A 14090-nucleotide genomic window follows, 5' to 3' on the forward strand; every position below is an offset into this window, starting at 1 on the left:
GATACGAGATTCGAACTCGTGAGGGGTTGCCCCCAACACGCTTTCCAAATGATCGTCTGGGGGTTCGGGGAGGGCCGGGGCCATTCTGACCTGCGGTGGAGCGGGTGGTGGCGGGCGCTTCGAACGGCGCTGGACGGGGGTGAATGAGACCAAAACTGAGACCAGAGCGCCGGGTCATACCTTCTTGACGACGATCGAGTCCGGAACCAGCTGCTCCAGGTCGTCCACGTCCGAGGTGAAGACGGTGACCTGCCCCTTCTGCTGTCGCGCGATGACGGCGAGCACGGCGTCGATCGCGTACTTGTGGCCGTGCAGCTTGGCATCAGCCAGGAGGCGGCGGGCCTGGCGCGCCTCGTCCTTTCCGATGTCGGCGACCTTGAGCCTGGAGAGCACCCAGTCCCATCGCTGCTCGGTAGTTCTGCCGTCGTATGCCTCGACCAGCGTCATCGGAGACGTCACCACCTCAGCTTCGCCTCGGGCCGCGAGGTCGATCCAGGCGATCATCCTCCGGTCGCCTCGCACGGCCAGGGACAGGGCTTCGCAGTCGAGTACGAAGACGCGCAGTGGCCGCTGCCTTTGCTTACCGGCCTTCTTCACGCGGCCTCTCCGGCGTCGTGCTTTCCGGCGGCGCGGCGGCGCTCGTGCTCGGCGTCGAGATCCTCCAGCTCCTCGAACGCTGCCGTGCGCTCCTCCTCGCTGAGGGGGCCGTGTTCCTCCTGCAGCCAGTCGGACAGTTCCCGTAGCCGGTCCCGGTCGCGCTTGAAGCGCAGCGCCTCGGCGACGTACGCCGACAGGCCCCGTTCCGCCGCCTCCCCGCGGATCTCGTCCAGGAGATCCGCGGGGATCGTCACCGTCACCTTCTTGGTTGTCGCCATACAAGAGACCATACTCCTGGTGTTACCCCCCTTACCAGGGTGCTCCACAAACAGCGGCGTCGCCGGACGGCTCGTCCTTCACGCTGCTGTGAGGTGCAGCAGCCGCGCGTTGGCCTCGTCCGGCGCGAAACGGCCAGGGGCGAATTCCGTGGCGGACCGAAGTCCGAGCCACGCCAGCATGGCGTGGTGTTCCTCATGAGCCGGGTCGGCGAGGATCACTTTGAGATCGCTGTAGCCGGGGGCGCCGCCGCAGTCCTCGGGCGGGCACGCCCCGCTACCGTCCACACAGTGCGGATAGTGGAGCCCGGCTGAGGCTGTCTGGAACTGCTCCACAGTGACAAAATGCTCCCAGGAGTCCCCGAAGTCGTACGTGTAAACACAGTCGGCGCCCGGTTTGAGCAGGGCGCCCAGTGTGGCGGCGCGCTCGTCGCGGAAGCCCAGTTCGCCGTCGGCACGGCCGTACTGGACGCCGTCGATGGTGAACGCGTGCATATGGCAGTTCTCCCAGCCCATCACGGTCTGGATCACTGAGTGAAGCCGGTCCAGGCGGATCCCAGCGGGCACCAGTAGTCGCCGCCAAACCCGGGGGCTGTCCACGTCTGACAGCTCGACGAGGATCTGCAACACCGGGTCGCCGGGCTCGGGCTCGCCGCGCAGTCGGGCCGTCTCGGTGCGGCCGGTCGCTGTCAACTCGGCGCTTTCCTTGGTGAGATGGACAGCGCCCAGGGAGGCGAGGGCCTTCAGGGCTCGTTGGATGTCGTGGTCGCCCGCGGTGCGCAGATGCCTCAGACGGTCGGCGGACAGGTCGTCGAGCACGTATAGCGGGCTGACCGCCTGCCACACCACCTCGTACAGGTCACTGAGCGGCACCGGGGTCGTGGCTGTATATAGCCGCTGCAGCAAGGCCCGCAGGCCCCGGTCGTACTCGTGCGCGAACAGGGACTCCAGCCAGCCGGACACCGTCACGGCCGGGCCGATGTGCGGCAGTGCGGCGAACAGCGCGCGACGCAGCTCGTCGGGGCGGTCCAGCAGCTTGGCATTCTTCTTCACTGGCAGCAGGCGTCCGCCCGTGGTCCGCAGCAGTCGTGCCGCCTTCGCCCACTCGACCAGCAGTGTGAGGTGGTACAGCTCCTCGCTGGACTTCGTTTTGAACGTACGGTCTCCGATCACCGGGTCCATCCGGTCGCCGGTGCCCAGAACCTCCACCAGTGCCCGCGCGTCAGCGAGCGTCACACGGCCGGTCTGGGTCAGCTTGCGACCCGCACCGACCCAGCCGACCAGCGCTCGCATCTGCTCTGCGGTCCTGCCTACTGCCTCACCCATGTTGATCCACACGTTCCGGCTCGATTGCGTCCGTTGCCACCGAGCCCAGGATGACAGGCGGCGGGCAGCTGGGCCCGAATGTGCTCACGTGCACTCCGTCATGAGGCATGACGCTGGCGTGGCAGACTGTGGCGGTGACCACGCACGACGAGGAACTGCTGGCCCGGGTACGGGAGATGAGGGAGCGCGGCAGCGCGCCGAAGCAGATCGCGAAGGCGCTGGGGCTGCGTCCTGCCCAGGCCACCGCGCTGGTGCGGCAGGTCGCCGAGGCGGCGCAGGCGCACACTCCACCAGATGAGCGGCCAGTGGTGGGCTGCTGGGTCAATGCGGGCTGGAGCGCGGGACTGGACATGACCGGGGCCCCGGACTGGGCGGCGGCCGACCCGATCGGCCGGGAGCCGGATCCGGACACGGGTGGCTTCGCCCAGATCCTGCTGGCCCGCCAGGAACGGGCCAGCAGGGTGACCGTCACCGGTTTCCTGGTGGATGTGTACTGCTTGGGGGTGAAGAACGAGACCGACCCGGAGGTGATGGGTTCCGGCTCCCTGACCACATACGTACCGATGTACTACTCGGCTTTCGCCCACCCGCCGCTGTCGATCAGCGTTGAGCAGGCCCAGACGATCGTGCGCGACGCGGTCACCTACGCCCGCGGCCTCGGCTTCGAGCCCGCGGCCGGCTTCACCGACGCCGCCGTACACCTGGGAACCCCGCCAGCCGATCGGCCCACCATCGGCTTCGGCCGGGACGGTAAGCCGTTCTACTTCTCCGGTCCCTACGACGACCCACGCAAGGTGGTCCAGACACTTGAGCGTACCTGCGGTCCGGGCAACTACGACTACGTTGCCCACCTGTAGACACGTTCCCCATCGGTAGGAACGAGACGCGAGCGGCACGAAGCGGGGAACACGAGAAGTGATACCGGTCGAACGGCAACAGGAGTCCACCGACGCTCCGCAGGTCCGGCACACCGAGCATGAGTCGCAGGCCAGCCTGCTGGCGGTGCTGCGTCTATGCGCCGCAGGGAAGCTCCGGTGCAGTGAGAAGACCCGTCGCCCCGGCGCCGCCACTGTCGCGGCGGTCGCCGACGCCCTGGAGGGCGGCGACTTCTATGAGCACGAGGCCATCGCCGCCTTCGCCTGGCCGATGCTGCTCCAGGCAGGCGGCCTCGCCCAGCTCACCGGCGGCCGACTGGGGCTGACTCCGCGCGGACGGGCCGCGCTTACCCGGCCGGCGCACCTGACCATCGCCCCGCTGTGGCAGCGCTGGCTGAACAACAGTCTCCTGGACGAGTTCTCCCGCGTGGAGGAGATCAAGGGCCAGCGCGCGGCGAATGTCCTGACCGTCGCCAAACCGCGCCGCAAGATCGTCGGCCAGGCGCTGGCCTGCCTCACCCCAGGTGAGTGGACATCCATCGACGGCCTGTTCGCCGAGATGGGCGCGACTGGTCTGAATCCCGTCGTCCACCGCAGTGAACGTGCCCTGTGGAAGCTCTACCTGGAGGATCCCCAGTACGGCAGCCTCGGCTACGACGGCCACCACGGCTGGTCACTCCTCCAGGGCCGGTACACCCTGACGGTGCTCTTCGAGTACGCCGCCACGCTCGGCCTCATCGACATCGAGCACGTCGCCCCGGAGGGCGCCCGCGACGACTACCGGCACAACTGGGGCGGCGACTACCTCGACCGGCTCAGCCGCTACGACGGCCTGACCGCGGTCCGCCTCAACCCTCTCGGTGCCTACGCCGTCGGCCTCACCGACGACTACGCCCCGTCTCCCGCACCGGCCGTCCCTTCGGGCAGGATCACCGTCCTGGCGAACTTCGACATCGTCGCTCTCGACGGGCTGCCCTCGGCCGACGCACTTCTCCTGGGCACGTTCGCCGACAGCAAATCCGACCGGGTCTGGACGCTCAGCACCGCGTCCCTCCTGAGCGCCCTCGACCGCGGGCACACTCTCGACGAGTTCCGCCGCTACGCGGACCAGGCAGCCTCGCACCCTCTGCCCCAGACCGTCACCACGCTGCTGGACGATGCCGCCCGTCGCACCGGCCGACTCCGTGACACAGGACAGGTCCACCTCATCGAATGCGAGGACGAGGCACTGGCGGCCCTCGTTGTCAGCGACCGCCGCCTACGCGCGTTGTGCACCCGGCTCGGCGAACGCCACCTCGTGGTCTCCCCCGAGCAGCTACAGGCGTTTCGCAAGGCCACTCGCGTCCTGGGCTACCCGCTGGGATGAGGTGAGCAGACTACTTCGCGGCGCCCTCGCCTCCGGCCCGAGGCGCACGTTGATGCGCGATCGCTGGTCACCGGGGAGCGGTCTGCCGTGCGAGCGAAATGGGTCGAATGCCGGAGATAAATGAGACCAAAACTGAGACCAGAGCACGACGAAGCTCCGGACCGCGAGCTGCGGTCCGGAACTTCGTTTCGCCTGTTCAGGCGGCTGCGGAGGATACGAGATTCGAACTCGTGAGGGGTTGCCCCCAACACGCTTTCCAAGCGTGCGCCCTAGGCCTCTAGGCGAATCCTCCGCCGGAAACATTACATGACCGAGAGGAGTGCTCGCGAACTCGTTCCCGCACCTCAGCATCAGGTAGGCTGTGCGAAGCCCCTCACGCGGCGCTATCTGACTGAACTCCCCCAGGGCCGGAAGGCAGCAAGGGTAGGTTGGCTCTGGCGGGTGCGTGGGGGGCGCTTGCGTTGCCGGGGCGGGGGCTCGCGGTTTCCTGGACGGGTCCTGTTGTCAGTGGGCGCCTATAACCTCGTATGCGTGTCGTCTCTCGCGCTGTACCGCCGCTATCGCCCGGAGTCGTTCGCCGAGGTCATCGGGCAGGAGCATGTCACTGACCCGCTGCAGCAGGCGCTGCGGAACAACCGGGTCAATCACGCGTACCTGTTCAGCGGTCCGCGTGGATGCGGCAAGACGACGAGCGCACGGATCCTGGCGCGGTGTCTGAACTGTGAGCAAGGTCCTACGCCGACCCCCTGCGGGGAGTGCCAGTCGTGCCGGGATCTCGCGCGGACCGGGCCGGGATCCATCGACGTCATCGAGATCGACGCTGCCTCGCACGGTGGTGTCGATGATGCCCGTGAGCTGCGGGAAAAGGCCTTCTTCGGACCCGCGAGCAGCCGGTACAAGATCTACATCATCGATGAGGCCCACATGGTCACGTCGGCCGGCTTCAACGCGCTGCTCAAGGTCGTCGAGGAGCCGCCGGAGCATCTGAAGTTCATCTTCGCGACCACCGAACCCGAGAAGGTCATCGGCACGATTCGGTCGCGGACCCATCACTATCCGTTCCGGCTCGTGCCTCCCGGCACCCTTCGGGACTACCTCGCCGAGGTGTGTCAGAAGGAGAACATCCCCGTCGAGGACGGCGTGCTGCCGTTGGTGGTGCGCGCGGGTGCCGGGTCCGTACGTGACTCCATGTCCGTCATGGACCAGCTGCTCGCGGGCGCCGGGGCGGACGGTGTGACGTATGCCATGGCCACCTCGCTGCTGGGCTACACGGACGGGTCACTGCTCGACTCCGTCGTCGAGGCCTTCGCCACCGGGGACGGGGCCGCCGCCTTCGAGGTCGTGGACCGGATCATCGAGGGAGGCAATGATCCGCGGCGGTTCGTCGCCGACCTGCTGGAGCGGCTGCGGGACCTGGTGATCATCGCCGCCGTGCCGGACGCGGTGGACAAGGGGCTCATCGACGCTCCGGCCGACGTGCTGGAGCGGATGCAGGCCCAGGCAGGCACCTTCGGCCCCGCCGAGCTGAGCCGAGCAGCCGACATCGTCAACGAGGGGCTGACCGAGATGCGGGGAGCGACCTCCCCGCGCCTCCAGCTCGAGCTGATCTGCGCGCGCGTGCTGCTGCCGGCCGCGTACGGGGACGAGCGGTCCGTGATGGCCCGTCTTGATCGGCTGGAGCGCGGGGTGAACTTCTCGACGGGTGCCGGGGCGCCCGCCATGGAGTACGTGCCCGGGCCCGAGGTGCACGGGGGAGCGGCTGCGGGTGCGGCGATTCCGCCGGGCGGTGGCGTGGCTGCGGCTCGGGCTGCCGTACGGGGGGCCGGCGGCGGCCCTGGCACGCCGGGTACCTCGGATACGGCGGCTGGTCCCCCGCCCGGTGGTCCCCAGCAGGGCGGAGCGCCGGGAGGCCCGGGCGGGCCCGGGGAACGGCGCGTGGCCGCCGCTCAGGGTGCGCCGGGTGGTCAGGACCTGCCCGCCGGGCCCGCTCCTGCCGTGGGCGAGCCTGCCCAGCCTCCGGCTCCCGCACCAGCAGCCTCCGCACCCGGAGCCTGGCCCACCGCGACCGCCGCGGGTAGTGGCCGACGGCCCGGCGGCTGGCCCACCGCGGCCCCCGCGGGCGGCGGCGGCCGACCCGCGCCGCCGCCCGGCGACTCCCCGTCCGCGTCCACGCCCGCCACGCCTTCCGCGCCCGCCGCCCCGCCGGCTGCCTCACCGGCCCCGGGCGGCGGCCTCGACCCGCGCGCGCTCTGGCCCAACATCCTGGAGGCGGTGAAGAACCGCCGCCGCTTCACCTGGATCCTGCTCAGCCAGAACGCCCAGGTCGTCGGCTTCGACGGCACCACCCTCCAACTCGGTTTCGTCAACGCCGGCGCCCGGGACAACTTCGCGAGCAGCGGCAGCGAGGACGTGCTGCGCCAGGCGCTGGGCGAGCAGTTCAACGTCAACTGGAAGATCGAGGCGATCGTCGACCCGTCGGGCGGTTCAGGCACGCCGCCGGCCGGGGGCTTCAACGCCGGTGGTGGCTACGGCGGTGGTGCCACGGGCGGTCACAACAGTGCCGGTGCCGCCGGTGGCTACGGCAGCGGTACGGCGGCCGCTCCGCAGCGCCCCGCACCCACACAGGCCGCCACGTCCCCTGTACCGGCCCCGGCGACCCCGGCACCCGCTCCCACCCCCTCGCCGCCATCCGCCCCGGAGCCGCCGCCCTCCGCCCCCGTCGCCCCCGAGGACGACATCCCCGAGGACGACGACCCCGACCTCGACGAGTCGGCCCTTTCCGGCCAGGAACTGATCGTGCGGGAACTGGGCGCGACGGTGGTGGAGGAGCTCTCGAACGAGTAGCGCAGGACCCCTTCGGCAGGATCTCGTTCGAGCACGACTTCCTTCGAGCAGGCCTTCCTTCGAGTCGGCACAAGCCCTCCTTGGAGGAACCCACAAGCCGCCTCCCCCCACCCCTTCGGAAGCCCGCACAAGGACACCCCGCCGCCTGCCGTTAGGCTGACCCCGTGAAGGTCCTCGTCATCGGCAGCGGCGCCCGCGAACACGCCCTGTGCCGCTCCCTGTCCCTCGACCCCGCCGTCACCGCGCTGCACTGCGCCCCCGGCAACGCCGGCATCGCCGAGGTCGCCGAGCTGCACCCGGTCGACGCCCTGGACGGCGCAGCCGTATCCGCGCTGGCCGCACAGCTCGACGTCGGGCTGGTGGTCGTAGGCCCGGAGGCCCCGCTTGTCGCGGGGGTCGCCGACGCCGTGCGCGAGGCGGGTATCCCGGTGTTCGGCCCGTCCAGGGAGGCCGCGCAACTGGAGGGGTCCAAGGCCTTCGCCAAGGACGTGATGGCTGCGGCCGGGGTTCCCACCGCCCGCTCGTATGTCTGTACGACGGAGGCCGAGGTCGACGAGGCGCTCGACGCGTTCGGCCCGCCGTACGTGGTCAAGGACGACGGTCTGGCCGCCGGCAAGGGCGTCGTCGTGACCGGTGACCTCGGCGCGGCGAAGGCGCACGCGAACGCCTGTGAGCGCGTCGTCATCGAGGAGTTCCTCGACGGCCCTGAGGTCTCCCTTTTCGCGGTCACCGACGGCGAGACGGTCGTCCCCCTCCAGCCCGCCCAGGACTTCAAGCGCGCGCTGGACAACGACGAGGGCCCGAACACCGGCGGCATGGGCGCGTACTCCCCGCTGCCGTGGGCGGATCCGAAGTTGGTCGACGAGGTCATGGAGACCGTCCTGCAGCCGACGGTCGACGAGATGCGGCGTCGCGGCACCCCGTTCTCCGGCCTCCTCTACGCCGGGCTGGCGATCACTTCCCGCGGTGTCCGCGTGATCGAGTTCAACGCACGTTTCGGTGACCCCGAGACTCAGGTGGTGCTTGCCCGTCTGCAGACTCCGCTGGCCGGCCTCCTGCTGGCCGCCGCGAACGGCACTCTCGCCCACCTGGAACCCCTGCGCTGGAGCGACGACGCGGCCGTCACGGTCGTCGTCGCCTCCCACAACTACCCCGGCACCCCGCGCACCGGCGACCCGATCACCGGTCTCGACGAGGTGGCCGCGTACGACGCCCCGCACGCCTACGTCCTGCACGCGGGTACCAAGCGCGACGGCGATTCCGTCGTCAGCGCGGGTGGTCGTGTCCTGTCCGTCACCGCGACGGGCGGTGACCTCACCGAGGCGCGGGAGCGGGCCTACCGGGCGGTCTCCCGCATCCGTCTGGACGGCTCCCAGCACCGTACGGACATCGCGGCGAAGGCGGCGGGCGCATAGCCCCACTACCCGTACGATCCACCGCCTGACCAGGCACTTTGCAGGCCCCGGATGCATCCCGCAGCCGGGGCCTGATCCTTGCCCTCCGTCATTCACCTTTCCCCAGAGCCATTCCATCGAGTGACCGATGTCCTATCCGGCTGACGAGGGACGAGGCCCCAACTAGGGTGCGGCGCAAGCGTTCCGGCACTTGGCCCATCGACATTGCGATGTCAGTGGTGGGTGCCACAGTGGGGGAGTGAGCAACGCCAAGGCAGCCAGGACGGGAGGGGGTGAGGTCCGGTCGTGACCGGTATGGGTGTGGAGACGGGGGCGCAGTCCGCGCGTTCCCGGGCGCTGGCCGTGCTGCGGATCCGCAGCCGGGCGCTGGCCGTCGCCGTGCTGCCCACTGCGGTCGCCGTGGTCCTGCTCGCGGGCGGTTCCACCGGCCATCTCGTCGGCCAGGGCTGGGGCGTCGCCCGCTGGGCGGTGAGCGCGGTCGCAGTTCTCTTCCTGCTGGCCGCGGGCGGTTTCGCGCTGCTCGTCGCCCGGGCGCGGCCCGCGGTGAGTCCGACGGTGCCGATCGCCGAGGAGGCGGCCCCCGATCTGTACCGGTTGGTGCGCGACCTCGCCGACCGTCTCGACGTCCCCGCCCCGTCCGCGATAGCGCTCACCCCGGACTGCGACAGCTGGCTGGAGGACCGCACCCATCCGGCACACGGTCCCCCGCACGCGCTCGGGGACACCGACGGGAGGTCGGGCACCGAACGGCACGCCCAACGCCGTACGGATGCCGCCCCCGTCCTCGTCATCGGCTCCCCGTTCCTGTGGTGGATGCGCGTCGGGGAGCTGCGCGCGGTCCTGGCCCCGGTTGTCGCCGGTACGGGGCCTTCCGCACACCCCGACATAGCCGCGGCCCGGCGCTTCGTCCGGGGCCTGGACGCGGCGGTGGCCGTCGTCTCGACGCCGGGCCGTGGTCCCGTGGTCCGCACGGTGTGCGCGGGCCTCGGCCGGGTGGCCCGCCTGCTGCTGCGCGGCTGCCAGGAGCACACGGCGCAGATGGAACGCGGGGTCGCCGCCGCGGCCGCCGAGCGTGCACAGGCTGTGGATTACGGGCTGCGGATCGTTGCGCAGGAACAGGTCGGGCTGGCGTACGCCGGTTGGGACCGCCTGCTCACCCGGGTCGCGCTGCCCGCCTGGCGGATGGGCCGCTGGCCCTCCCGGCTGGACGCGGGCGTCGTCGCGGCCCTCACCGAACTGTCCCGACGCGACCGCCTGGCCGAGGGCTTCGCCTCCCGACTGGGTGAGCGTCCCGCCTGCGACCTGCTCGAAGAGCCCGGCGCGATCGACGAGGCCGCCTCGCTGCTCGCCGCCCGCCTCTTCCACGGCGGGCCGGCCGAATCCGGCCCTGCCTGGTCGCCGGTGGACTGGCAGGAGTACCCGGACGAGGTCGTGGACCGCAAGTGGCGCACGGACGCGGCCCGCCTCCACCGCGTCCTGGACACCCTCGGAGTCCGCCGAGTCACCCGCGGCGCGGACAGCGGCCCAACCCTGGCCCGCGTCCTCGACCACCTCACAAACCCACCCCCCACACAGGCCCCCCCACCCCCACCCGACCCAACGACACCTGAACCCCTGGTGCGGGCCCCGGGCCGATCAACCGGGGCATCGGGTATGCCGACGGGGACCTCTGCCCGCCCGACCCACACATCGGACCAGCCAACCGGCATATCGGACCAGCCAACTGGAACATCGGGTCGCCCGACCGAGACCTCGGACCGTCCGACCGAGACCTCGGACCGTCCGACCGAGACCTCGGACCGTCCGACCGAGACCTCGGACCGTCCGACCGGGGCCCCGGACCGTCCGACCGACGCATCGGACCAAAGGACCCGCCCCCCGGCTCACCCGACCCCGACCACCCACCTACCTCAGGCGCCCGGCGCCCCCACCCCCACCAACGCCCCCACCACCAAGTCCGCCAACCCCCCACCCCCCCACCCGCCCACCCACGAGCCCGCAGAGCCCCTGCCCATAGCCGACCCCCCACCCCCAACCCCCCGCTGCGCCGCCCTGGCCGCCGGGCTCAGTGCGGAGGTGGCGCGGGAGGAGGCCTCCGGTCTCGCCCCCCAGGCAGGCCCACCGGCCGCCGCGCCCGACATCGCTCTCTGGGACGGCGGAACGCTCCCCCTCTTCCCGCTCCAACCCCCACGCACCCCCCGCGAACTGCTCGCCGACCACGTCACCGCGATGGTGTGCTGCGCCGCGATGGACACGGCCGGCGCGACCCCTGGCCTCGACTGGCTCGACGGCCCGTCCCTCCTGGTCAACGGCGAACGCGCAGCCGATCTGACCCCCAGAGTGCTGAGCCTCATAGAGGACGGCGACCCGGCACCCCTGCGGTCCTGGCTGGCCGAGGTCGGGATACGCCCGGAGAAGCCGGTACGGCTCGTCTGAGCCCCGACGTGGAGCCCCCGACGCGGAGCCCGACATGGAGCCCCCGCTTCCGTTTTCGGTCAATTCAAAACGAACCGTGACGGGCTCAGTGCGGAATGTGATGTGCTGGGTACTGAACGCGCACATGGCAAGAGCGCTCGACATAGGACGAGCACCGCAAGACGAGCACGCAGGACAAGCACCGCAGGACAAGCACCGCAGGACAAGCACCGCAGGACAAGCACCGCAGGACAAGCACCGCAGGACAAGCACCGCAGGACAAGCACGCACCCGCAGCCGACACAGCACGACACAACAAAACGGGGCCCGAGGGAGGGAAGCGACCATGGGGTCGGAGCAGATCCGCCGCTGGGAGTCGGGAGCACTGGCACACGCCGTGACGGATCCCTTCGGCCAGGGCCCGGTCCCCTGGCTGCGCGGCAGCGAGACGTACTTCGACGACACCGGCCAGGTCGTCCCCTGGTACGTGGACCCGGCCCCCGGCCAGCAGCCCCCGCTCACCGCCACCGGCACCCCCCGCGTCCCCGCCCCCCGTTCCGCCTACGGCCCCCGCTCCGCGGACGACGTCCACCGTCAGATCAAGGGCTTCACGTCCACCGGCGCGGCCGCCCCCGGTGAGGCAGTCGACTTCCACATCACCGTCGACCCGCCCCAGGAGTTCACCGTAGACATCTACCGCATCGGCCACTACGGCGGTGACGGCGCCGCCAAGATCACCACCAGCCCCCGGCTGTCAGGCATCGTGCAGCCCCCGCCGCTCACCGCCGACCGCACGGTCTCCTGCCACCACTGGTGGCTGTCCTGGCGGCTCCAGATCCCGTCGTACTGGAGTGTCGGCGCCTACGTCGCCGTCCTCACCACCGCCGACGGCTACCGCTCCCACGTTCCCTTCACGGTCCGCCACCATCACCCGGCCGACCTGCTCCTGTTGCTCCCGGACATCACCTGGCAGGCGTACAACCTCTACCCGGAGGACGGCCGCACGGGCGCGAGCCTCTACCACGCCTGGGACGAGCACGGCCGACTGCTCGGCGAAGCCGACGCCGCGACCACCGTCTCCTTCGACCGGCCGTACGCGGGCGCGGGCCTGCCCCTCCATGTGGGCCACGCCTACGACTTCATCCGCTGGGCCGAGCGCTACGGCTACGACCTCGCGTACGCCGACGCCCGCGATCTGCACGCCGGCCGTGTCGACCCCACCCGCTACCGGGGCCTGGTCTTCCCGGGCCACGACGAGTACTGGTCGACGAGCATGCGCCGCACCGTGGAACTCGCCCGGGAGTACGGCACGTCCCTGGTCTTCCTCTCCTCCAACACCATGTACTGGCAGGTGCAGCTCGGCCCGGCACCGTCCGGCACCCCGGACCGTCTCCTCACCTGCCGCAAGCGCAAGGGCCCGGGCAGGCCGGTGCTGTGGCGTGAAGTCGACCGGCCGGAGCAGCAGTTGATCGGCATCCAGTACGCGGGCCGCGTCCCCGAGCCGCACCCCCTGATCGTGCGCAACGCCGACCACTGGCTGTGGGAGGCGACCGGCGCGCACGAGGGCGACGAGATCGAGGGCCTGGTCGCGGGGGAGGCCGACCGCTACTTCCCGCGCGCCCCGCTCCCCGACCACGACGAGCGCGTCCTGCTCGCCCACTCCCCCTACACCGACAGCGAGGGTGTGCTCCGCCACCAGGAGACGTCCCTGTACCGCGCCCCCTCCGGTGCCCTCGTCTTCGCGGCCGGGACGTTCGCCTGGTCCCCCGCCCTGGACCGCCCCGGCCACGTGGACCCCCGTATCCAACGGGCCACGGCCAACCTCCTGGACCGCATCTGCAAACGTGACTGACCTGACCCGCTGTCCACGCTCATCCCGGCATACGGGAGAATCGACCCATTGGACAGAACCACGGGGAGGAACCGTGTCCGGATTCGTAGAAAAGCCCGAGCCGATCCAGGTTCCGGGCCTGGTGCATCTGCACACCGGCAAGGTGCGCGAGCTGTACCAGAACGAGGCGGGCGACCTCGTGATGGTCGCCAGCGACCGTATCTCCGCCTACGACTGGGTGCTGCCGACCGAGATCCCCGACAAGGGCCGCGTCCTCACCCAGCTCTCCCTGTGGTGGTTCGACCAACTCGCCGACCTGGCCCCGAACCATGTCCTGAGCACCGAACTGCCGCCGGGCGCCCCCGCCGACTGGGCCGGCCGCACCCTGGTCTGCAAGTCGCTGCAGATGATCCCGGTGGAGTGCGTGGCCCGCGGCTACCTCACCGGTTCGGGCCTGGCCGAGTACCGGGAGTCCCGTACCGTCTGCGGCCTCGCCCTCCCCGAAGGCCTCGTCGACGGCTCCGAACTCCCCGCCCCGATCTTCACGCCCGCCACCAAGGCCGAGGTCGGCGAGCACGACGAGAACGTCTCCTACGAGGAGGTCGCCCGCCAGGTCGGCGCCGACACCGCCGCCCAGCTGCGCCAGGCCACCCTCGCCGTCTACTCCCGCGCCCGCGACATCGCCCGCGACCGCGGGATCATCCTGGCGGACACCAAGTTCGAGTTCGGCTTCGAGAACGACACCCTGGTCCTCGCCGACGAGGTCCTCACGCCGGACTCCTCCCGCTTCTGGCCGACCGACCAGTGGCAGCCGGGCCGCGCGCAGCCGTCGTACGACAAGCAGTACGTCCGCGACTGGCTGACCTCCGCCGAGTCGGGCTGGGACCGCACGAGCGAGCAGCCGCCGCCTCCGCTGCCGCAGCAGGTCGTGGACGCGACCCGGGCCAAGTACGTGGAGGCGTACGAGCGCCTGACGGGCACCACCTGGAGCTGAGCCACGAAAAAGACCCCGGTCGCGATGACCGGGGTCTTTGTCCAGAGCGGACGACGAGGCTCGAACTCGCGACCTCAACCTTGGCAAGGTTGCGCTCTACCAACTGAGCTACGTCCGCACTGCGCCGTGGCGCGAGAGCAACTATAGCAATC

General features: G+C 70.7%; 10 protein-coding genes, 2 tRNA genes and 1 other RNA gene. 8 read left to right on the forward strand and 5 right to left on the reverse strand.

The window, feature by feature from the left end:
• Positions 1–174: 174 nt before the first annotated feature.
• The 3 genes from ACKTSN_RS24425 to ACKTSN_RS24435 all read right to left on the reverse strand — a co-directional run bounded on the left by ACKTSN_RS24425 (position 175) and on the right by ACKTSN_RS24435 (position 2198).
• Complete coding sequence (locus ACKTSN_RS24425; protein ID WP_409471067.1) at positions 175–597, reverse strand: hypothetical protein; 423 nt, start codon at positions 595–597, stop codon at positions 175–177.
• Positions 594–875, reverse strand: a complete 282-nt coding sequence (locus tag ACKTSN_RS24430; protein ID WP_409471068.1) for a CopG family transcriptional regulator — start codon at positions 873–875, stop codon at positions 594–596. Before ACKTSN_RS24430 ends, ACKTSN_RS24425 begins: the two co-directional genes overlap by 4 nt.
• 78 nt (positions 876–953) lie before the next feature.
• Positions 954–2198, reverse strand: a complete 1245-nt coding sequence (locus ACKTSN_RS24435; protein ID WP_409471069.1) for a plasmid pRiA4b ORF-3 family protein — start codon at positions 2196–2198, stop codon at positions 954–956.
• A gap of 134 nt (positions 2199–2332) precedes the next feature.
• Between ACKTSN_RS24435 and ACKTSN_RS24440 the strand changes: the two genes are divergently transcribed.
• Both ACKTSN_RS24440 and ACKTSN_RS24445 read left to right on the forward strand, forming a co-directional pair.
• Complete coding sequence (locus ACKTSN_RS24440; RefSeq protein ID WP_409471070.1) at positions 2333–3055, forward strand: hypothetical protein; 723 nt, start codon at positions 2333–2335, stop codon at positions 3053–3055.
• A 58-nt stretch (positions 3056–3113) separates the two neighbouring features.
• Complete coding sequence (locus ACKTSN_RS24445; protein WP_409471071.1) at positions 3114–4439, forward strand: helicase-associated domain-containing protein; 1326 nt, start codon at positions 3114–3116, stop codon at positions 4437–4439.
• 207 nt (positions 4440–4646) lie between these two features.
• On the opposite strand, the gene ACKTSN_RS24450 is transcribed toward ACKTSN_RS24445, so the two are convergent.
• Positions 4647–4731 (reverse strand) — tRNA-Ser (locus ACKTSN_RS24450).
• Positions 4732–4803: 72 nt separating this feature from the next.
• Here ACKTSN_RS24450 and ffs point away from each other — a divergent pair.
• The 6 genes from ffs (at position 4804) to ACKTSN_RS24480 (ending at position 13938) form a co-directional block, all read left to right on the forward strand.
• Positions 4804–4902: signal recognition particle sRNA small type (gene ffs, locus ACKTSN_RS24455), an RNA gene on the forward strand.
• A gap of 68 nt (positions 4903–4970) precedes the next feature.
• The gene (locus tag ACKTSN_RS24460; RefSeq protein ID WP_409471072.1) at positions 4971–7283 is read left to right on the forward strand and encodes a DNA polymerase III subunit gamma and tau; all 2313 of its coding nucleotides are present in this window, start codon (positions 4971–4973) and stop codon (positions 7281–7283) included.
• Between the two features lie 164 nt (positions 7284–7447).
• Positions 7448–8698, forward strand: coding sequence for a phosphoribosylamine--glycine ligase (purD, locus tag ACKTSN_RS24465; protein WP_409471073.1), 1251 nt, complete (start codon positions 7448–7450; stop codon positions 8696–8698).
• A gap of 285 nt (positions 8699–8983) precedes the next feature.
• The gene (locus ACKTSN_RS24470; protein WP_409471074.1) at positions 8984–11134 is read left to right on the forward strand and encodes a hypothetical protein; all 2151 of its coding nucleotides are present in this window, start codon (positions 8984–8986) and stop codon (positions 11132–11134) included.
• 325 nt (positions 11135–11459) lie between these two features.
• Positions 11460–12965 (forward strand): N,N-dimethylformamidase beta subunit family domain-containing protein, encoded by a 1506-nt coding sequence (locus ACKTSN_RS24475; RefSeq protein WP_409471075.1) that lies wholly within the window; start codon positions 11460–11462, stop codon positions 12963–12965.
• A 73-nt stretch (positions 12966–13038) separates the two neighbouring features.
• On the forward strand, positions 13039–13938 hold the full coding sequence (locus ACKTSN_RS24480) for a phosphoribosylaminoimidazolesuccinocarboxamide synthase (RefSeq protein WP_409471076.1): 900 nt from the start codon (positions 13039–13041) through the stop codon (positions 13936–13938).
• Between the two features lie 45 nt (positions 13939–13983).
• Here ACKTSN_RS24480 and ACKTSN_RS24485 read toward each other — a convergent pair.
• Positions 13984–14056 (reverse strand) — tRNA-Gly (locus ACKTSN_RS24485).
• Positions 14057–14090: the final 34 nt, after the last annotated feature.

It is taken from the genome of Streptomyces flavusporus, from assembly GCF_046267975.1.
Taxonomy (GTDB): Bacteria; Actinomycetota; Actinomycetes; order Streptomycetales; family Streptomycetaceae; genus Streptomyces; species Streptomyces flavusporus.